Origin of the sequence: Cellulophaga baltica 18 (assembly GCF_000468615.2) — a bacterium.
GTDB lineage: Bacteria > Bacteroidota > Bacteroidia > Flavobacteriales > Flavobacteriaceae > Cellulophaga > Cellulophaga baltica.
In genome coordinates this window covers 3,580,712-3,600,165 of record NZ_CP009976.1, presented here as the reverse complement: position 1 = coordinate 3,600,165, position 19,454 = coordinate 3,580,712, and the positions used below count along the sequence as shown (strand labels likewise).

Below are 19,454 nucleotides of genomic sequence, written 5' to 3'. Positions count from 1 at the left end.
TTGCGAAAATGAAATTCTAACGATGAAAGTAAATCTGCAAGACAATAACGACATTTCTTTTGAAGACTTTAAGGAGCAAATTCTTAATGATTATGAAATCGCTGTATTAAGCAGGGAGTGTAGTTTGTTAGGAAGACGAGAAGTACTTACGGGTAAAGCAAAATTCGGAATTTTTGGTGACGGTAAGGAATTACCACAACTAGCAATGGCACGGTCTTTTAAAAATGGTGACTTTAGAAGCGGCTATTACAGAGATCAAACATTTATGATGGCCTTAGGTCATTTAAATGCAAAGCAATTCTTTCATGGCTTATATGCCACTACAGATATTAAAAAAGAACCAATGTCTGCTGGTAGGCAGATGGGTGGGCACTTTGTGACTCCTAGTTTAAATGAAGATGGGACTTGGAAAGATTTAACTGCTCAAACAAATAGTAGCGCAGATATTTCACCTACTGCAGGCCAAATGCCTAGACTTTTAGGTTTAGCACAAGCATCTAAAATATATAGAAACGTTGAAGGTATAGATACAACTAATTTCTCTAAGAACGGAAATGAAGTAGCATGGGGAACCATTGGAAATGCCAGTACAAGTGAGGGACATTTTTTTGAAACTATTAACGCTGCAGGAGTATTACAAGTTCCTATGGTTATTAGTGTTTGGGATGATAATTACGGAATATCCGTTCATGCAAGACATCAAACTACAAAAGAAGATATTTCTGAAATTTTGAAAGGTTTTCAACGTACCGAAGATGCTAAAGGGTATGAAATATTAATCGTAAATGGTTGGGATTATACCGCCTTAATTCACGCCTATGAGAATGCTGCAGATATTGCAAGAGAAGAACATGTACCTGTTTTAATTCACGTTAAAGAACTAACGCAACCACAAGGGCATTCAACTTCAGGTTCTCATGAAAGGTATAAAAGCGAAGAACGCTTAGAATGGGAACGAGAAAACGACTGTAACAAACGTTTTAGAGAATGGATTCTTGAAATTGGTATTGCTACAGACGATGAATTGAAAGTATTAGAAAAAGATATCCGCAAAAACGTTAGAACAGCTAAGAAAGAAGCTTGGAATGAGTTCTTGGACTCACATAGGGCCGCTAAGGAAGAATTGCTTGCCTTATTGGATAAAGTTTCTGGAAGCAGTCCAAATAAAGTATTCATCACGCGAATTAAGAACGATTTAATTGCTATTGACGAACCTATCAAAAAAGATATCGCATCAAAAGCAAGAAGAGCATTACGTTATTTAATTGGAGAAGATACTAACGCTAAAAATGAATTAATAGCATTTATAGATCGCTATTACAAAGAGGTACAACCAAAATTCAGTTCTCATTTATATAGTGAGCTACCAAACAATGCGCTAAGTATAAAAGAGGTAAAAGCAGTTTACAATCCAGAAGCTGAAAAAGTAGACGGAAGAATCATATTGAAAGAGAACTTTGATAAGCTCTTTACAAATAATCCTGAAGCGCTAATTTTCGGAGAAGACACAGGAGCTATTGGAGATGTAAATCAAGGTTTAGAAGGTCTTCAGAAAAAATTTGGAGAATTAAGAATCGCAGATACCGGTATTCGTGAAGCAACAATCGTAGGTCAAGGTATTGGTTTGGCAATGAGAGGATTACGACCTATCGCTGAGATACAATATTTAGATTACTTATTATACGGACTTCAAACCTTAAGTGATGATTTGGCTACCCTACTCTATAGAACAGTAGGGAAACAAAAAGCGCCTTTAATTATAAGAACTCGTGGGCACCGTTTGGAAGGAATATGGCACTCAGGTTCACAAATGGGAGGAATTATTAATCTTTTAAGAGGAATGTATATTCTAGTTCCTCGTAATATGGTTAAAGCTGCTGGTTTCTATAATACACTAATGAAAAGTGATGAACCTGCTATTGTTATAGAAAGTTTAAATGGGTATCGCTTAAAAGAAGAATTACCCACTAATTTAGGAGAAATTTGCACTCCAATTGGTATTGTAGAAACGGTAAAAGAAGGTTCGGATCTTACGGTAGTCACTTATGGTTCTACATTACGAATAGTAATGCAAGTGGCTCAAGAGCTTAATGAGGTGGGTATTGATGTAGAAGTTATTGATGCGCAAACCTTACTTCCTTTTGATGTAAACAAAGACGTCGTAGAGAGTGTAAAGAAAACTAATAGATTACTTGTCGTTGATGAAGATATGCCTGGAGGTTGTTCGGCTTATTTAATTCAAGAAATAGTTGAGAACCAAGATGGCTATAAATATTTAGATAGTGCACCTCAAACATTAACAGCAAAAGCACATAGACCTGCTTATGCTACAGATGGTGATTATTTTTCTAAGCCAAATGCAGAAGATATATTTGAGAAAATTTATGGTATCATGCACGAAGCTAACCCTGGGAAATTTTCTAAATTAAGATAAGGTATTTGTGAAATAATAGAATTTTCTTACATATTTATTGATTTTATTTACAATTATTGACAAATAGAAACTATAGGAGCACGTTTGGTCAAAAACTGAAGTTAATTTTTAATATAGTAATAAATTATTGTTACTTTTAATTAAAATTATCCCCAATATTACGATGCAAAAAAAACTATTTAATGAAATAGGACTGGCGTTACTTCGCATAGTTCCTTCTGTTATGATGATAACACATGGTATACTAAAATTTCAAAAATTAATTGCAGGCAATATAAAATTCCAAGACCCTATTGGTATAGGTGAAGCTCCTTCACTATTTCTAGCGGTTATAGGAGAATTAGTATGCCCTATATTAATAATTTTAGGTTTTAAAACTAGATGGGCCGCATTACCTGCAGCTATAACTATGGGGGTAGCAGCTTTTATCGCTCATGGATCTGCCCCTTTAGCTAAAAAAGAATTAGCGCTGCTTTATCTTACGTTCTTTGTGGTTATTATGTTCGTAGGCCCAGGAAAATATAGTTTCGATAGAAAATAATTACATAATTCTCACAAGAAGCTCTTTCAGAAGGTCTTCTTGTGATAAACTTGCCCCTACTCCTTTGCCCTTTACATCCAACTCACGCAGGTGCGCTATGATCATACTTACTTTCTTCATAGGGTAGTTTTTTGCGGCAGTTTGGTATTCTCCAACAAAATAAGGACTTATCCCTAGTGCACTAGCGACTGTTTTTGGATTATGATCTTTGAGGCCATGATATTGTAGGAGTTGTATGAAAAAACTATTGAGCAAGGTCACTGTTAAGACAAACGGATTATCTTTAGGATTTTGTGCAAAATAATTTAAAATACGTGTAGCTTTTAATACGTTACGTTCTCCTAATGCTTTTTTAAGTTCAAAATTATTATAATCTTTACTAATCCCTATATTCTCTTCAATAGCTTGAGGCGTAATTTCTTGGCTTTTTGGAATTACTAATTTCAGTTTTTCCAACTCATTATTAATCTTGCTTAAATCTGTTCCTAGAAATTCTACAAGAAGAATAGCCGCTTTAGGAGTTATACCGTATCCACTACCCGCTAATACTTTTCGGATCCAATCAGAAACTTGATTCTCATATAATTTTTTACTTTCAAAAAGTACGCCTGCTTTTTGTACCGCTTTGTATACTTTCTTGCGTTTGTCTAGTTTGGCATATTTGTAACAAATCACCAAAACTGTCGTAGGTTGTGGATTGTCAGCATAGGCAGTTAAATTATCTATGGTTCTAGATAAATGTTGTGCTTCTTTTACAATAATTACTTGATGCTCCGCCATCATAGGATAACGTTTAGCATTGCTTATGATATCATCTATAGTAACATCTTTTCCATACAACGTCATTTGATTAAAACCGCGTTCTTCTTCAGCAAGAATATTGTTCTCTATATATTCGGAAAGCTTATCGATGTAATATGCCTCTTCTCCCATTAGAAAATAAATTGGCTTTATCTTCCGTGCTTTTATATCGCTAACAATCTTTTTTACTTCATCCATTCAGAAAAAATCATCAAATTTGTGCCATGCAAGTATTGAATTTTCCTGCTTATGACTTTCGATTCAAAAATAGCGAAAATAAAGTCTATATTTTTGATGTTGTCCGTAAAAAATTTGTGGTTCTGCAGCCAGAAGAATGGGTGAGACAACACATTGTACATTACCTAATTACAGAAAAAAAGTATCCATTAAGTCTTGTCAATGTTGAAAAACAATTAAAAGTAAATGGTATGGTAAAACGATATGATGTGGTTATTTTCAATTCTGATGGAACTATAAAAGTACTTGTAGAATGTAAAGCTCCAGAAATCAACATCACGCAAAATGTTTTTGATCAAATAGCAAGGTATAACATGCAACTTCAAGCAGAATATTTAATGGTAACAAATGGCTTGTCTCATTTTTACTGCGAAATGGATTTTCAAAAAGAAAAGTATGCTTTTTTGCGTGATATTCCTGAATTTAGCCGTTAATTTGTGAACTTCAAAAATAATCGTAACACTATTGTACTTTGTTGTACTAGCTGTTCTTAATTGAAAAAATATCCAGCAAATTAGTTTGGTACTTAGTTAATGTCGAAAATTGCAGTTGTTATACTTAATTGGAACGGGGAAGAATTATTAGAACAATTTCTACCTTCCGTTCAAAATTTTTCCAAAGGCGCCGCAATTTATGTGGCTGATAATGCTTCCACAGACAATTCAATTGCGTTTATCAAAAAAAACTACTCTGCAGTAAAAATCATTGAGAATGCTAGCAATGGAGGTTATGCAAAAGGTTATAATGATGCTTTACAACATGTAGAGGCAGATATCTTTTGCTTACTGAATTCTGATGTGGAAGTTACTGAGAATTGGCTTACACCCATTTTAAACCATTTTGACGAGCATCCTGAAGTTGCTATTATTCAACCTAAAATCTTAGATTACAAAAGAAAAGAATATTTTGAATATGCTGGTGCTGCTGGTGGTTTTATAGATCAGTTAGGATATCCTTTCTGTCGAGGCCGAATTTTTCAAGCGTTAGAAAAAGACAAAGGACAGTATGATGATGTAAAAGAAATCTTTTGGGCAACAGGCGCTTGTTTATTTATTAAGAGTTCCGTTTTTAAAGAATTGAAAGGTTTTGATGAAGATTATTTTGCACACCAAGAAGAAGTAGATTTATGCTGGCGGGCACATAATCATGGGTACAAAATTTTTTATGTAGGTACTTCTAAAATATACCACTTAGGAGGTTCTACTCTGAGTAATATGAATCCGAAAAAAACATTTTTAAACTTTAGAAATTCCCTATATTCTATCACTAAAAATTTACCGCGTAAAAAAGCATTCCCCATTATATTTTTCCGATTGCTATTAGACGGTGTAGCTGGAATACGGTTTATTTTTCAAGGAAAATTTAGTCATTGTTTTGCCATTTTAAAGGCGCATTTAAGCTTTTATGTAAACTTTTCGAAAATTTTTAAAAAGCGTGAGAAAACGAAATATATGCCTAATTATTATACAGTGAAGTCCATTGTATGGTCTCACTTCGTATATCATAACAGAAAGTTTAAGAATTTAGTAAAACATTAACGAAAGCGAAATGTTAACGTATCGCTTTTTGTATAATTTTGCTATGAATTAACAAATTAATTTAAGCATTAATAATTATGAACAAAATCATTTTAGGCTGTTTAGGGGTTACTTTATTATTATCCTCTTGTGTGTCACAAAAAAAATATGCCGAATTAGAGGCAAAAAGTAAAGAAACTCAGGATTTATTAAACTCTGCAACTGTTAAATTAAACACTTGTTTAGAGGAAAAAGCATCTGCTTCTTCAAGGTTAAAAACTTTAGAGGATCAAAATGCATTCTTAAAAAGTAACAATCAGGATTTAATAAACAACATGGGTAATTTAACTACCTTATCATCTAAAGGTGCTCAAAACCTTGAGAAGTCTTTAGAAAGTTTACAAGAAAAAGATTTAACCATCAGAAAATTAAACGATGCTATAACTCGTAGAGATTCTGTAAACTTATCTTTAGTACAAAGTTTAAAAGGTGTACTTGGTAATTTAGATGATCAAGACATTGAAATTAGCGTTGAAAAAGGTGTTGTTTTCGTATCTATTTCTGATAAATTGTTATTTAGCAGCGGTAGTTATAATGTAACTAGTAGAGCTAAAGAGGTTTTAGGTAAAGTTGCTAAGGTGGTCAACAATAAACCAGATTTCGAATTTTTAGTTGAAGGTCATACTGATGATGTTCCTTACAGAAAAGGTATTTTATTAGACAACTGGGATTTAAGTGCTAAACGTGCAACTGCTGTTGTTCGTATCTTACAAAACGATTACAATGTTGATCCTAAGCGTATGACTGCTGCAGCAAGATCTTCTTATGTTCCTTTATCTACAACAGATAAAGCTAAAAATAGAAGAACTCGTATTGTAGTACTTCCAAAAATCGATCAGTTCTATGAAATGATTGAAGAAGGAATGAAAGATCCAGCTATCAATAACTAAGAAATTGATATCATATACAAAAGGCGACCAATTGGTCGCCTTTTTTTATGCTCAAAATTTAAATAGTTTCGTTTAGAAAATATCAATAGGTCCTTTGCCTTCTCTTACTACTACAGGCTCACCATCAGATAAATCAATTACGGTAGAAGCGGTATTATCACCATAGCCACCATCTATAACGATATCAACAAGGTTTTGCCATTTCTCAAAGATTAATTCAGGATCTGTCGTGTATTCTAAGAGCTCATCTTCATCTCGTATAGATGTAGATACAATTGGATTGCCCAGAGCTTCTACAATGGCTTTAGCGATACTATTGTCTGGTACACGAATACCTACGGTCTTTTTCTTTTTAAATTCTTTAGGAAGGTTGTTATTGCCAGGCAGTATAAAAGTATAGGGTCCTGGTAAAGCTCGTTTTAATATTTTAAAAGTGGGGGTGTCTATTTGTCGAACGTAATCTGATAAATTACTTAAATCTGCGCAGATGAAAGACCAATTAGCTTTGTCTAGTTTAATACCCTTAATTCGGGCAATTTTCTCTAAAGCTTTTGTATTGGTAATATCGCAGCCCAAACCATATACCGTATCGGTAGGGTAAATTACCAGTCCTCCCTTTTTTAGTACCTGAATTACCTTTTTTATTTCCTTCGGATTTGGATTTTCAGGGTATATTTTAATAAATTCAGCCATAATTTAAAGATGTATATTAAAGGTACTATTTTTTATTCAGGTACTATTAATTCTACTGGTGGTAATACTGACGCTATTGAAAATAAAAAATCCATTAGCAATTACTAATGGATTTTTATACTCTTATTTAGACACTTGTTCTAGGAATATGTAATGCTGTGCCCTACACTTGCGGTGTATGAGGATGACAAAATAGTATCTACATAAATCCATTCAGAGCTTACTGATGTTTGATTAAATGTAGTCATCATATAACCTCTTCTTGAAGCATCAAAATAGTTTAACCCATCTATTAATGTTGTTAATGCTTGTTCAAAACCACTAATAAATGCGGCATCTGTAGTACCCAAGTACGTTTCAAAACCTGGAGAACTAACACTAGAAGTGGCTAACTCTACGCCTACTTCCGTTCCATTTTGATCATACAGTGTGTTGTTCCATGCGTTATGGGTGTCACCAGCGAAGGTTATTATTTTTTTTCCATTCAAAGCTTGGTAAATCTCCTCTCTATCTCCTGGGTAACCATCCCAAGCATCTAAGTTGTATGGAATTGTATTGAGAACTTTAGCTTTCTCCTCCGCAGATAATGTAGGGTCGTCATTTTCCATTCTCGTTTTTATAGTAACCAGTTCTGTTAATATTTCTCCAAAATTATCTGTACCGAAAGCAGTTAGCATAGCAATAGGAATATACATTTGTCCCATTAAAACCTGTTGCCCAAGGACCTGCCATTTGCTACTACTACCTGCTAACTCACTTAATAGCCATTCTTTTTGTGTAGATCCTAAAATTGTTCGCGTTGTAGCATTTAAATCGCTTTCTAAGGCTTCTGTATTTAAGCCTGTTGCCGTAAAGTAATTAGATATATTTAACTGCTTGTCCCTACCAATAAGCCGTGTATCAAGCATCATCATATGTACTAGATTGCCAATATTTATACTTCTATAAATAAGGCTATTATTCTCTTTGTTTACTCGGGAAAAAGGTAAAAATTCGCTGTAAGATTGTAAGGCATTTTGTTTTCTTAATTCAAAGCTTCCTTCCGTGGCGTCATCATGGTTCTCTGCACCATCTTTATAAGTATCATTAGCAATTTCATGATCATCCCAAATGCATATAAAAGGCTTTTTTTGATGAGCTAATTGCAAATCTATATCGGATCTATATTGTTTGTAGCGTGTTCTATAATCCTCTAAAGTGATGATTTCTCCTGCGGGTTCATGCTGGCGATTCAAAAAAGCATTCTCAGCTGTAGATCCGTAACCGCCGGCTTCATACTCATAAAAATAATCGCCCAAGTGTATGATAATATCTGCATCTGATTTTGCCATGGCATTATACGAATTGAATAATCCTGCTTGGTAGTTAGAGCAAGAACAAACGGCAAGTTTAATGGAAGATGCCTCATCTGGGAGTGTTATGGTTTCTCCTACTACAGAGATAGCAGAATCTATTGGACTAGCAAACCTATAATACAGTTTTAGATGCTCTTCTAACTCTGTTACTTCAATAGCCAAAGTATTATCTCTTGATGCTTCTGTAGTAATTTTACCGCTTCTTAAAATAGATGTAAAAGAGGCATCTGTAGCTAATTCCCAAACTATCTCGGCATTTGCAGTAGCATAGCGTGTCCATAAAATCACAGAAGAACTGCTTGGATCAAAACTAGCAACCCCTTCATGGAAGTTTTTGATAGTTAATAGATTAGTATCTAGCTCAGAAGCCACTAGGTCATCGTCTTTTTTACAGCTAATAAAATTAGGAGCTAAGATGATGCCTCCAGAGGCTAATAATGTTTTTTGAATAAAATTTCTTCTCGTAGTGTTCTTGGTTGACATAAATAGTAAATTTTCATTCAAAAATGATACTATTATCTGACGCCACGGTTAGCAAAACTTTATGGAATTGTTATCTAAAAATTTTAAAAAAGTTCCACGCCGAAAACTAAGAAGTTATTGCTCATATAGTTCTAATGGCAAATTATCCGGGTCTGCAAAGAAGGTGAATTTCTTTCCTGTATACGGATCTATTTTTATAGCCTCAACTTGTATTCCCTTTTCTTTAAGTTCTATTGCCGTGCGCTCTATATCTGCTACTTCAAAGGCTAGATGACGCAGCCCGCAAGCCTCTGGGTAAGAAGGTCTTTCAGGAACATTAGGAAATGAAAATAATTCAATACAATAATGTTTGTTTATGGCTAAGTCTAACTTGTAAGAGTCCCTTTCTTCACGGTACACTTCTTGTAGTATTTCTAAGCCTAAAATTTGCGTATAAAAAGCTTTAGATTTGCTGTAATCAGAACAAATTATAGCGACATGGTGAAGCGCTTTAAATGTCATTAGGCTATTAGTGTTGATTTCACTAACACGGATTCAGAAGCTAGTTTATCCTCAAATAAAACGCCTAACTCTTTAATATAAGGCATGGTATTATGCTTGTCTAAAGCTTCTTGATGCTCCCAAACTTCGTAAAACACAAAAGTGTTTTTATCTTCAATACCTTGGTGTAAAGTATATTGAATACAACCTTTCTCTTGTAACGTTTGTACAACCAAATTTTGTAAAATAGCTTTTACTTCTTGTTGCGCTTCTTTTTTACTCTGAATATGGACACTCAAATATATTTTCATAATAGTAATGTATAATATTAACCTAACACTTCTAATTTAGCAAAGCGCAACAGTAATTTTTTAATCCCAGCAGTATCAAACTGTATCTCTGCCTTGCGGTCATTACCAATGCCATCTATTTTTACAACAGTACCCCGACCAAAACGGGTATGATTAATTAAACTTCCTTCTGCTAAATTGGGATCTACAGTATTGGTATTTCCAATGGGTTGAGCTAATTCTGGTTTTAATTTTCTAAGCTTTCTAAGCTGATTTTCATTAGGTTTTACCGTGCTTGGTGGGATACCACTTTTAGGTTTTATTTGACGCAGTTTACTTTTATCAACTTCACCAAAAATATCAGTATCTATTGTTGATTTATAACGGTATGCTGGTTTTTCAATCGGTGTTAGATTTTCAATAAATTTCTCATCAATTTCTTCTAAAAACCGACTAGGTTCAGCATCTATTAATTTACCCCAACGGTACCTATTTTGCGTATAGGTTAAATAAGCTTGTTTTTCTGCTCTAGTCAATGCTACATAAAACAATCTACGTTCTTCTTCTAATTCACTTCGGGTACTCATACTCATACCTGACGGGAATAGGTCTTCTTCCATCCCTACAATATAGACATGCGGAAACTCTAATCCTTTTGCTAAGTGGATGGTCATTAAAGCTACTCTGTCATCATCGCCAGTGTCATTATCTAAATCTGTAGCCAAAGCAACATCTTCTAGGAATTCACTAATATTACCTGTAGCATCGACAACCTCTTTCTGTCCTTCCACAAAATCTTTTATACCATTTAGAAGCTCTTCAATATTATCCATTTTGGCAATACCTTCCGGAGTACCATCTTTTTTAAATTCTAAAAGTAACCCCGATTTTTTTGCGACATGTTCAGAAATAGCAAAGGCATCTGTAGTTTCATTCATGATTTGAAAACTTTTAATCATGTTGGTAAAATCTACTAATTTCCTTTTGGTACCTGCGTTAATTTTTAAATTTATTCGATCTAAATTCTCAATTACTTCAAAAATAGATCTGCCATAGTGGTTCGCTGCTACTGTAAGTTTATCTAAAGTGCTCATTCCAATTCCTCTCGCAGGAAAATTAATGACACGCTTTAAAGCTTCCTCATCTTTAGGATTAATCACTAGACGCAAATAAGACAATACATCTTTAATCTCTTTTCTTTGGTAAAAAGATAAACCACCATAGATACGGTATGGAATATCGCGTTTACGCAAAGCATCTTCTATAGCTCTAGATTGCGAGTTAGTGCGATAAAGTACAGCAAAACTACCATTTGACATTTGGTGTTGCATACGGTTTTCAAATATAGAACCTGCAACAAACCTGCCTTCTTCTGCATCCGTAGGACTTCTGTGTACTTTTATAGCTGGACCATCATCATTATCTGTCCAAACCACTTTCTCTAATTGGTTGGTATTTTTTTCAATTATAGAATTCGCTGCATTTACAATATTTCGGGTAGATCTATAATTCTGCTCCAGTCGGTACATGATAACATTATCATAATCTTTTTGAAAGTTTAGAATATTGCTAATGTTTGCACCACGGAAAGAGTAAATACTTTGTGCATCATCCCCTACCACACAAATATTTTGAAATTTATCGGATAACGCTTTAATAATTAGATATTGCGAATGGTTGGTATCTTGATACTCATCTACCAATATATATCTAAACCTATCTTGATACTTGGCAAGGACTTCTGGATATTTATTTAATAACTCATTGGTTCTTAGTAATAAATCATCAAAATCCATCGCTCCTGCTTTAAAACAGCGATCTACATAGTTTTGATAAATATCTCCCATTCTTGGCCGTTTGGCCATGGCATCGGCCTCTTGCATTTCTGCATCATTAAAATAAGCTCTTACCGTAATAAGGCTATTTTTATAGGATGATATTCTATTTTGGACTTGTTTGTATTTATAGACATCTTTATCAAGTCCCATTTCTTTGATAATTGAAGCGATTAAACGCTGAGAATCTTGTGTGTCATAAATAGTGAAGTTACTAGGGTATCCTAATTTGTCACCGTCATATCGTAATAATCTAGCAAAAACCGAGTGGAATGTACCCATCATTAGGTTTTTGGCTTCAGAATTCCCCACAATAGCGGCAATCCTAGCTTTCATCTCACGGGCAGCTTTATTTGTAAATGTAAGTGCAAGGATATTAAAGGAGTCAATTCCTAGACTCATTAAATAGGCTATTCTGTAGGTTAATACCCTTGTCTTTCCTGAGCCCGCTCCCGCAATAACAATTAACGGTCCGTCTTTATGTAAAACTGGTGCTCGCTGAGCATCATTCAATTGATTTATATAGTTTTCCAACAGCTTTTTCTTTGATTTTTTGGAACTGTGAATTTAACTATAATTGCTAGCATACTAAAATGATGCATCTAATAATTATAAACAAAAAACTTAAACGCTAAAATCATTTTGAATATATTTGAAGATAAAGAGGTATTATCCTCAGGATACGCAACGCTTTATTTATTTTACCATGAAATCTATACAAAATTCTTTAATTCTTTCTATTATTCTAGTAAACTTAAGTTTTGGACAAGAAAAAGCTACCGGGCCAGTTATTCAAGAATTCGGAGCAGTCTATAGTGTAGAAAACCCAGATTTTGAAGTAGATTTAACGCAAGATTTTAAAGCTGTTTTTGATGTAGGAGCTAGTCCTAAAGAACATTCTAAAATTAACCCTTACCTGGAAACTGGTGCTCGTTTTTTAAATATGCATGCACAAGCCGGTGTCCCTGAAAAACAATTAAAAGCCGCACTAGTTATTCACGGTTCTGCTACAAAAGATATCTTGACAGACATAGCCTATGAAGAACGTTACGGTACTAAAAATCCCAATCTAGCATTAATCAATGCTTTGCTGGCAGCAGATGTTCAACTAATTTTATGCGGACAGTCTGCAAATTCAAGAAAGATAAAAGAGACTGAAATGATCAATGGAGTGCAACTTTCCTTGTCAGCTATGACCGCTCTTGTTTTATTGCAGAATGAAGATTATAGACTAATTAAATTTTAATATATGAATAAACTTGTACTCAAAGGTTTTCTCCTTTTTGGGTTTTGTGCATTTGCTCAAAACGCAGTTTCAGAGAAAGATTTTAAATCAGTAGAACAGAAAGTAATAGATTGGCGAAGAGACTTTCATCAATATCCGGAGCTTTCAAATAGGGAGTTTAAAACCGCAGAAAAGATAGCTAAACATTTGAAATCTTTAGGAATTGAGGTGCAAACGGGAGTTGCTAAAACCGGAGTTGTTGGCGTATTAAAAGGGAATACTCCTGGAAAAGTAGTTGCATTACGAGCAGATATTGATGCCTTACCAGTAACCGAGAGGAATGATTTGTCTTTTAAATCGGAAGTTGTAGGAGAGTTTCAAGGAGAAGAAGTTGGAGTGATGCATGCTTGTGGTCATGATACGCATATCGCGATACTCATGGGTGTGGCAGAAATTTTATCAAAAAATAAGGATAAGATTAAAGGTACCGTTAAATTTATTTTTCAGCCAGCAGAAGAAGGTCCGCCACCAGGAGAAGAAGGTGGTGCAGCATTAATGATAAAAGAAGGAGCCTTAAAAAATCCGGATGTAGATGCTATTTTTGGATTACATATCAACAGTGGTACTCCTGTAGGAACAATTGGTTATAAACCCGGAGGTACGATGGCTGCAGTAGAGCGGTTTGTTGTAAATGTCAATGGAAAACAAACACATGGTTCTCAGCCTTGGGGTGGTGTAGATCCTATTTATATCGCAGCAAAAATTATAGATGGGTACCAGTCTATAATTAGTAGAGAATCTAATTTGCTGATAGAACCGGCAGTAATTACTGTTGGGAAAATCACAGCTGGAGTTCGTTTTAATATTATTCCTGAAAGCGCTGAAATGATAGGAACCGTACGTACGCTAGATCCGGATATGAAGGCATTAATTATTAGACGTATGACTGAGATGACAGAAGGATTGGCAAAAACATATGGAGGATCTGCTACCATAGAATTTCAAAATAATACAGCAATTACCTACAACGATGAAAAATTAACAGAAGCGATGTTACCTACCTTACAAAAAACTGCAGGGGTAGAAAATGTAGTGTTAATTAAAGCAACAACCGGAGGAGAAGATTTTAGTTTTTTCCAAGAAAAAGTACCCGGATTTTATTTCTTTTTAGGAGGAATGACTCCAGGGAATACCGAGGCTTTTCCGCATCATACGCCAGATTTTAAAATTGATGATAGTGGTATGCTTCTAGGGGTAAAAACCTTAACAGCAATGAGTTTAGATTATTTGAATAAAAAATAAAAAAGATTATTATTTATTTCGAGTTCAATTTTAATAAAAATTAATTTTGAACTCGTTTTTTTTTATAGGTTTGTTGTAGTTTAAATTTTAATTGAAACTTTCTTTACATGATTGACTTTTTTACAAGTATTCCATGGTATGCTTGGCTATTGCTAGTGGTTTTTGTTGTTGCTATTCGCGATGTTTTTTTTCAAAGAGCGCATACTATCTCACACAATTTTCCAATTGTAGGTCATTTTAGGTATTGGTTGGAGAGTATTGGACCAGAAATGCGTCAATATTTTGTAGCAAACAATAGAGAAGAACTTCCTTTTAATCGTATAGAACGTGGTTGGATTTATGCCTCTGCAAAAAAAGAGAACAACTATGAAGGTTTTGGGACGGATCGTGATATTTATGCACACCATCATATTTTTGTAAAAAACCAAATGATGGCCTATGAGGTACCCGAAAATCATCCTAATACAGAGGATAAAAGTTTTGTTCCTTGTGCTAAAGTTATTGGTGCCTACAACAAACGTGCAAAACCATATAGACCGGCTTCTGTTATAAATGTATCTGCAATGAGTTTTGGATCGCTTTCCGCAGCAGCAGTAGAAGCGATGAATATAGGTGTTCAAAAAGCGGATGCTTACCATAATACTGGAGAAGGCGGACTTTCTCCGTACCATAAGCAAGGTGGTGATGTTATTTTTCACTTTGGAACTGGATATTTTGGAGTACGTAGTGATGAGGGAAGTTTATCTATTGAGAAACTTAAAGCTTTAGTTGAGAATAATCCTTGTATTAAAGCCATTGAAATAAAACTATCTCAAGGGGCTAAACCTGGAAAAGGGGGTGTATTACCGGGCGCAAAAATAACTCCAGAATTAGCGGAGATTAGAGGCGTAGAAGTAGGTAAAGATGTATTATCGCCTGCAACGCACAAGGCCTTTAAATCTGTTCCTGAATTATTGCAATTAATTGAAAAAATAGCGGAAGCAACTGGCTTACCGGTGGGCATCAAAGGAGCTATAGGAAAAATAGACCAATGGGAACAATTGGCAGATTTAATGTTAAAAACAGGAAAAGGTCCTGATTTTATAACCGTAGATGGTGGTGAAGGTGGTACAGGTGCCGCTCCCCCAAGTTTTGCGGATCATGTGTCTTTACCTTGGGTATATGGGTTTTCTAGTGTGTATAAAGTATTTTTAAATAGAGAGCTTACAGATAGAATTGTATTTATAGGAAGTGGAAAATTAGGTTTCCCTGCCAAAGCAGCAATGGCTTTTGCTATGGGTGCAGATTGTATCAATGTTGCTCGTGAAGCCATGATGAGTATTGGTTGCATTCAAGCACAAGTATGTCATACCAACCGCTGTCCGACGGGTATTGCTACCCAAAGTAAATGGTTGCAAAACGGAATTGATGTTACTTTAAAATCGGAACGTTTAGCACAGTATTTCAAATCTTTTAGAAAAGAATTTTTAGAAATTACGCATGCCGCTGGTTATGAGCATCCATGTCAATTTCATATGGAAGATATTCAAGTGAATGTAGATGATACCGATTTGAATAGAGATTTAAGATCTACCTATAAATATCAAAAAAATCCTGTTCCGTTTAATGGAGTGCAAGAATTGTATGATTGCATTCACTTAGGTGGAAAAAGCGTTACCAAATAATACAACAATTAATATTTAATTTAAAAATCGTTTTAAAAATGATAAAGTATTCTTTATTCCTACTCGTTTTAACTTTAGGCTTAACAAACCTACACGCACAAAAAAAGTCTGATTTATTACTTGAAATTCAGAATTTAAAAGCATCTAGAGATTCTATTAATAACCTATACGTAGTGTCTAAGAAACGTGAAACTGTTAGTAAAACAGAAGCAGAATCTTACAAAGCGCAGGCCGATGAGTTATTAGAAACCAATGGCCAATTAATGCAAAACATTAATAATTTTACGAAAGCCTCTATTGAAAAATCTGAGAATATTGGTAAGACTTTAGAAAGCCTACAGGAAAAAGAGGCTAAGCTTAAATTTATAAATGATAAGTTTAGTAGTCATGATTCTATTGCCCTTGCCATTTTAACCGATTTAAAGAAAACTTTAGGAGAAAATAGTGCCATTAATGTAACAAATGGTGCAGTGGTTATCTCTTTAAATGAAGCAATAAGAAACGGTATTGCAGCTAAGGATACTGCTGCAGATGCACAATTATCGAAGATTGCTACGGTTTTGAATAAATATTCAGATGCATTAGTAACTATAGAAGGTGTTTCTAATACAGGAGAGTTTGATGTTGCTTTAAATCAAGCTACCCTATTAGCAAATAAATTTCAAAAGCAGTTCACTATTAGTAATGCCCGCTTAATGGCAGTTACAAAAGATGGTGGTTTTACAGAAGGCTTAAACATCCGTATTTCTCCAAAATTTGATGCGTTTTATTTTCAAGTTAGAGAACTAGTTAAAGAGAATAAATAAAGTCTGATTTTGGTACAGGGAATTAATAATACTAATTCCTTATCATCCAGTATATATTTTTAGCTACTTTCGCGCGAAATACATAAATAGTATTTACAATTATGGAACAACAAGAATTTTTAGAGAAGAATGTATTTGTCGATTTAAAAAATGTAAATGAGAATTTTGAGGCAGATAACATCCACCAATTTTCAGAAGCAGAATTTGCGACAGTGCTTCAAAAATGCGAATATTTTGGAATCGGAATTTATACCATCGAAGCTTTTTTGAATGGAGCCTCTTTTGGAGTTTCTAGTCATGATACTCATAACAAAAAAGCAACAGATCCAAAATGGTTTAAGAAGGCATTTTCAAACTTTAAAAACGGTGAAACAGGTATGACATACGCTGCAACTTATAAAGTATCTCCTAAACTTTTAGCGAGATAATTTTAGGTTTCATACTTTTTTAAAAAATACTTCGTTTTACATTCAATAACCAAATAAAACCACAAGTATCATGAACGGAGAACAGATTCTACAGGCTTTCGCTTATTTATTACCAGCAGTAGTTACAGGTGTTGTTGCCTTTTATTTTTTTAAAATGCACACAAAAAATGAAGAAGGCCGTAGAAGGTATTTGTTACAGAAAGATACTCAAAAACACACATTACCTATTAGATTGCAAGCGTACGAGCGTATGGCACTATTTTTAGAGCGTATTGCTATTCCTAGCTTAGTGGTTAGAGTAGCTCCCGTATCTACGAGTAAGAACGATTATGAATCACTTTTGATACGTACGATTGAAACAGAATTTGATCATAATTTATCGCAGCAAATATACCTAACAGATGATTGTTGGAATATTATTAAAGCGGCAAAAAGTGCAACGATACAATCAATTAGAAAAGCTGCATTAAGTGCAGAAAATGCAGATAAATTTAGAGAAGACGTATTAAGTGATACCATGGATAAGGCCTCTCCTTCTGCCACAGCGTTATCTTTCGTAAAAAAAGAAATTAGCAATCTTTGGTAAGCGATTGTCTATTTACCTTTAAATTTTTCCTCGGCGTAACTAAACCCTTGGAGCCACCATTCTCGCATAAGCTTTTTATTAAATACTAAAGAGTTCTCAGTAAGCCTTGTTGGGGTATAATATAAGTTTAACTTAACTCCGTTGTGTTTGGCTGCAAGCACCCCTTCAGAAACATCGTGGTATTCTATTTGATCCAATACAAAGCCATAAATGCTTAGCATTAAGGAAAAAGGATTTTTACCTAATACTTTGTTCTGATTCAAATTTTCAGATTCTAAAATAATAGCATCTACCTCCGTAGCCCCTCTACGTATGGCCTCTCGGATAGGCACAACACAACCCAAACCTCCATCGCCATACTCATATCCATTACGTTTTACTAAAGACATAAATGGAATATAATTACAAGAAATCCAAATCCAATCACAAAACTCTTCGTAAGTAAATTCGCTAAGCTCCTTGTACTCTACTCTGTTCTTAGATAAATTAGAAACGGTAACAATTACTTTTTTGTTTGAGGTTTTTATTTTAGTAAATTCTTCTGGAGAGAAATTCTTTTTAATGGTTCTGCGCAATGCCCCACTTTCACCAAAAGTTCTTTTCCGTTTTAAAAACTGTAAAAATGTAGTAAAATAATTAATGGTTACGAATTCACGACCATCTTTTTTCTTAACTATAAAAGGATTTAAACTAAATATAGAAAGTTGATTAACATTGGTATAAATATCATATAGTTTGCCTACATTATTAAGCGATAATTGTGGTATTAAAAGACTACCTGTAGAAGTACCAAGGAATAAGTCATACTCCTTTTTTTCTATCTCCATTAAGTATTGTGCGACACCTCCAGCAAAAGCCCCTTTACTCCCACCGCCACTTATTACTAATGCTTTCAAATTTCAATATTTTAGTTAGTTGGTTATTTCTGGTTCTAATTGGCTACTCTCAGAACTTTTAAATTTCGCGTAATTAAATCCGCTTTTCCACCAAGCTGCCATTTTAGTTTTGTCAAAAATAAGTGAATTTGTAGTTAAAACAGTAGGAGTATAATAAAAGTTAATGATTGCATTATTATGCTTAGCCACATACTTTCCGATTCTAATATTTTGATGTTCGATACGATCCAACATAAAAGCAAACATATTGGTCAATAAGGAGAACACATTTTTTGATGGCATTCGATTTAAATGTGTCACTTCGGTTTGTAAAATAATAGCATCTACAGTAGTTGCACCTCTTTTTATAGCTTCTTCGATAGGAACCATGGTTCCTAAACCACCATCAGCATATTCACAACCATCCTTTTTTACCAAGCTCATAAAAGGTGTGTAATTACAAGAAATCCATACCCATTCACAAAATTCATCATATGAAAAATCATTAATAGATTTATACTCCACTTGATTAAGTGATAAATTAGATACGGTTACTACAATATCTTTTGGACCGTTTTTCAGGATATTGAACTCTTCTAGGGTAATGGTGTTTTTTATAAGTTGCAATAGATTGTGACTCTCTCCAAAAGTTTTACTTCCGCTATAGAAATTTTTAAGTACATTAAAATGATGTATACCAATAGTTTCTACTCCATGTTTTTTTCGAGTAGAAAAGGGGCAGTTGCTAAAAATATCTTTCTGATGTACGGAGGTATAAATTTCTTTGATTTTGTCTATTTTATGTAAGCCTAAATGTGATATCAAAAGACTTCCGGTAGAGGTGCCTATGAATAAATCGTAATGTTGTTGCGCTTCTTCAATAAGATATTGGGCAACCCCACCAGCAAAGGCCCCTTTGCTCCCACCTCCAGAAATTACTAATGCTCTCATA

The 19,454-nt window shown here is 34.3% G+C and carries 19 protein-coding genes; 11 read left to right on the top strand and 8 right to left on the bottom strand.

From position 1 onward, the window contains the following. Nucleotides 1-22: 22 nt before the first annotated feature. Complete coding sequence (locus tag M666_RS15440; RefSeq protein ID WP_029446568.1) at nt 23-2,434, top strand: alpha-ketoacid dehydrogenase subunit alpha/beta; 2,412 nt, start codon at nt 23-25, stop codon at nt 2,432-2,434. A gap of 163 nt (nt 2,435-2,597) precedes the next feature. Continuing rightward, nucleotides 2,598-2,975 carry a DoxX family protein gene (locus M666_RS15435; protein WP_029446567.1) on the top strand — a complete coding sequence of 126 codons (378 nt, stop codon included), beginning with the start codon at nt 2,598-2,600 and terminating at the stop codon, nt 2,973-2,975. Here M666_RS15435 and holA read toward each other — a convergent pair whose 3' ends face one another. Continuing rightward, nucleotides 2,976-3,974 (bottom strand): DNA polymerase III subunit delta, encoded by a 999-nt coding sequence (gene holA, locus M666_RS15430; protein ID WP_029446566.1) that lies wholly within the window; start codon nt 3,972-3,974, stop codon nt 2,976-2,978. A gap of 26 nt (nt 3,975-4,000) precedes the next feature. On the opposite strand from holA, the gene M666_RS15425 reads away from it, so the two are divergent. The 3 genes from M666_RS15425 to M666_RS15415 all read left to right on the top strand — a co-directional run bounded on the left by M666_RS15425 (nt 4,001) and on the right by M666_RS15415 (nt 6,480). Continuing rightward, on the top strand, nt 4,001-4,447 hold the full coding sequence (locus M666_RS15425) for a type I restriction enzyme HsdR N-terminal domain-containing protein (RefSeq protein ID WP_024480908.1): 447 nt from the start codon (nt 4,001-4,003) through the stop codon (nt 4,445-4,447). Between the two features lie 99 nt (nt 4,448-4,546). Beyond that, nucleotides 4,547-5,551: a glycosyltransferase family 2 protein gene (locus M666_RS15420; RefSeq protein ID WP_029446565.1), complete on the top strand. Its 1,005-nt coding sequence runs from the start codon at nt 4,547-4,549 to the stop codon at nt 5,549-5,551. Nucleotides 5,552-5,628: 77 nt separating this feature from the next. Beyond that, entirely contained in the window at nt 5,629-6,480 is an 852-nt protein-coding gene (locus M666_RS15415; RefSeq protein ID WP_024480906.1) for an OmpA/MotB family protein, read from the top strand. Between the two features lie 72 nt (nt 6,481-6,552). Here the strand turns inward: M666_RS15415 and M666_RS15410 are convergent, their stop codons facing one another. The 5 genes from M666_RS15410 to M666_RS15390 all read right to left on the bottom strand — a co-directional run bounded on the left by M666_RS15410 (nt 6,553) and on the right by M666_RS15390 (nt 12,150). Further along, on the bottom strand, nt 6,553-7,173 hold the full coding sequence (locus M666_RS15410; RefSeq protein ID WP_029446564.1) for an L-threonylcarbamoyladenylate synthase: 621 nt from the start codon (nt 7,171-7,173) through the stop codon (nt 6,553-6,555). A gap of 140 nt (nt 7,174-7,313) precedes the next feature. Then, complete coding sequence (locus M666_RS15405) at nt 7,314-9,011, bottom strand: alkaline phosphatase D family protein (protein ID WP_029446563.1); 1,698 nt, start codon at nt 9,009-9,011, stop codon at nt 7,314-7,316. Nucleotides 9,012-9,125: 114 nt separating this feature from the next. Then, on the bottom strand, nt 9,126-9,512 hold the full coding sequence (gene gloA2 / locus M666_RS15400; RefSeq protein WP_024480903.1) for an SMU1112c/YaeR family gloxylase I-like metalloprotein: 387 nt from the start codon (nt 9,510-9,512) through the stop codon (nt 9,126-9,128). Next, on the bottom strand, nt 9,512-9,802 hold the full coding sequence (locus tag M666_RS15395; RefSeq protein WP_029446562.1) for a putative quinol monooxygenase: 291 nt from the start codon (nt 9,800-9,802) through the stop codon (nt 9,512-9,514). The genes gloA2 and M666_RS15395 overlap by 1 nt, the downstream gene beginning before the upstream one ends. 17 nt (nt 9,803-9,819) lie before the next feature. Beyond that, on the bottom strand, nt 9,820-12,150 hold the full coding sequence (locus M666_RS15390; protein ID WP_029446561.1) for an ATP-dependent helicase: 2,331 nt from the start codon (nt 12,148-12,150) through the stop codon (nt 9,820-9,822). Between the two features lie 172 nt (nt 12,151-12,322). Here M666_RS15390 and M666_RS15385 point away from each other — a divergent pair, with 172 nt between their 5' ends. From M666_RS15385 to M666_RS15360, 6 genes are all read left to right on the top strand, one after another. Then, complete coding sequence (locus M666_RS15385) at nt 12,323-12,862, top strand: DsrE family protein (RefSeq protein ID WP_029446560.1); 540 nt, start codon at nt 12,323-12,325, stop codon at nt 12,860-12,862. Nucleotides 12,863-12,865: 3 nt separating this feature from the next. Continuing rightward, nucleotides 12,866-14,143: an amidohydrolase gene (locus M666_RS15380; protein WP_029446559.1), complete on the top strand. Its 1,278-nt coding sequence runs from the start codon at nt 12,866-12,868 to the stop codon at nt 14,141-14,143. A 107-nt stretch (nt 14,144-14,250) separates the two neighbouring features. Then, the gene (locus M666_RS15375; protein ID WP_029446558.1) at nt 14,251-15,807 is read left to right on the top strand and encodes an FMN-binding glutamate synthase family protein; all 1,557 of its coding nucleotides are present in this window, start codon (nt 14,251-14,253) and stop codon (nt 15,805-15,807) included. Nucleotides 15,808-15,845: 38 nt separating this feature from the next. Beyond that, a complete protein-coding gene (locus M666_RS15370; RefSeq protein WP_029446557.1) occupies nt 15,846-16,613 on the top strand; it encodes a hypothetical protein in 768 nt (255 codons plus the stop codon). Nucleotides 16,614-16,714: 101 nt separating this feature from the next. Beyond that, nucleotides 16,715-17,041 carry a hypothetical protein gene (locus tag M666_RS15365; RefSeq protein ID WP_024480896.1) on the top strand — a complete coding sequence of 109 codons (327 nt, stop codon included), beginning with the start codon at nt 16,715-16,717 and terminating at the stop codon, nt 17,039-17,041. Between the two features lie 70 nt (nt 17,042-17,111). Further along, on the top strand, nt 17,112-17,627 hold the full coding sequence (locus M666_RS15360) for a DUF7935 family protein (protein ID WP_024480895.1): 516 nt from the start codon (nt 17,112-17,114) through the stop codon (nt 17,625-17,627). Between the two features lie 8 nt (nt 17,628-17,635). On the opposite strand, the gene M666_RS15355 is transcribed toward M666_RS15360, so the two are convergent. Both M666_RS15355 and M666_RS15350 read right to left on the bottom strand, forming a co-directional pair. Next, nucleotides 17,636-18,523, bottom strand: a complete 888-nt coding sequence (locus M666_RS15355; protein ID WP_024480894.1) for a patatin-like phospholipase family protein — start codon at nt 18,521-18,523, stop codon at nt 17,636-17,638. Nucleotides 18,524-18,538: 15 nt separating this feature from the next. After that, on the bottom strand, nt 18,539-19,453 hold the full coding sequence (locus M666_RS15350) for a patatin-like phospholipase family protein (protein ID WP_029446556.1): 915 nt from the start codon (nt 19,451-19,453) through the stop codon (nt 18,539-18,541). Between the last annotated feature and the right edge of the window lies 1 nt (nt 19,454).

Excerpts from the sequence above, each read along its gene's own strand:
- M666_RS15440 (WP_029446568.1), top strand. The coding sequence starts at position 23 with ATGAAAGTAAATCTGCAAGACAATAACGACATTTCTTTTGAAGACTTT.
- M666_RS15435 (WP_029446567.1), top strand. The coding sequence starts at position 2,598 with ATGCAAAAAAAACTATTTAATGAAATAGGACTGGCGTTACTTCGCATA.
- holA (WP_029446566.1), bottom strand. The coding sequence starts at position 3,974 with ATGGATGAAGTAAAAAAGATTGTTAGCGATATAAAAGCACGGAAGATA.
- M666_RS15425 (WP_024480908.1), top strand. The coding sequence starts at position 4,001 with ATGCAAGTATTGAATTTTCCTGCTTATGACTTTCGATTCAAAAATAGC.
- M666_RS15420 (WP_029446565.1), top strand. The coding sequence starts at position 4,547 with ATGTCGAAAATTGCAGTTGTTATACTTAATTGGAACGGGGAAGAATTA.
- M666_RS15415 (WP_024480906.1), top strand. The coding sequence starts at position 5,629 with ATGAACAAAATCATTTTAGGCTGTTTAGGGGTTACTTTATTATTATCC.
- M666_RS15410 (WP_029446564.1), bottom strand. The coding sequence starts at position 7,173 with ATGGCTGAATTTATTAAAATATACCCTGAAAATCCAAATCCGAAGGAA.
- M666_RS15405 (WP_029446563.1), bottom strand. The coding sequence starts at position 9,011 with ATGTCAACCAAGAACACTACGAGAAGAAATTTTATTCAAAAAACATTA.
- gloA2 (WP_024480903.1), bottom strand. The coding sequence starts at position 9,512 with ATGACATTTAAAGCGCTTCACCATGTCGCTATAATTTGTTCTGATTAC.
- M666_RS15395 (WP_029446562.1), bottom strand. The coding sequence starts at position 9,802 with ATGAAAATATATTTGAGTGTCCATATTCAGAGTAAAAAAGAAGCGCAA.
- M666_RS15385 (WP_029446560.1), top strand. The coding sequence starts at position 12,323 with ATGAAATCTATACAAAATTCTTTAATTCTTTCTATTATTCTAGTAAAC.
- M666_RS15380 (WP_029446559.1), top strand. The coding sequence starts at position 12,866 with ATGAATAAACTTGTACTCAAAGGTTTTCTCCTTTTTGGGTTTTGTGCA.
- M666_RS15375 (WP_029446558.1), top strand. The coding sequence starts at position 14,251 with ATGATTGACTTTTTTACAAGTATTCCATGGTATGCTTGGCTATTGCTA.
- M666_RS15370 (WP_029446557.1), top strand. The coding sequence starts at position 15,846 with ATGATAAAGTATTCTTTATTCCTACTCGTTTTAACTTTAGGCTTAACA.
- M666_RS15365 (WP_024480896.1), top strand. The coding sequence starts at position 16,715 with ATGGAACAACAAGAATTTTTAGAGAAGAATGTATTTGTCGATTTAAAA.
- M666_RS15360 (WP_024480895.1), top strand. The coding sequence starts at position 17,112 with ATGAACGGAGAACAGATTCTACAGGCTTTCGCTTATTTATTACCAGCA.
- M666_RS15350 (WP_029446556.1), bottom strand. The coding sequence starts at position 19,453 with ATGAGAGCATTAGTAATTTCTGGAGGTGGGAGCAAAGGGGCCTTTGCT.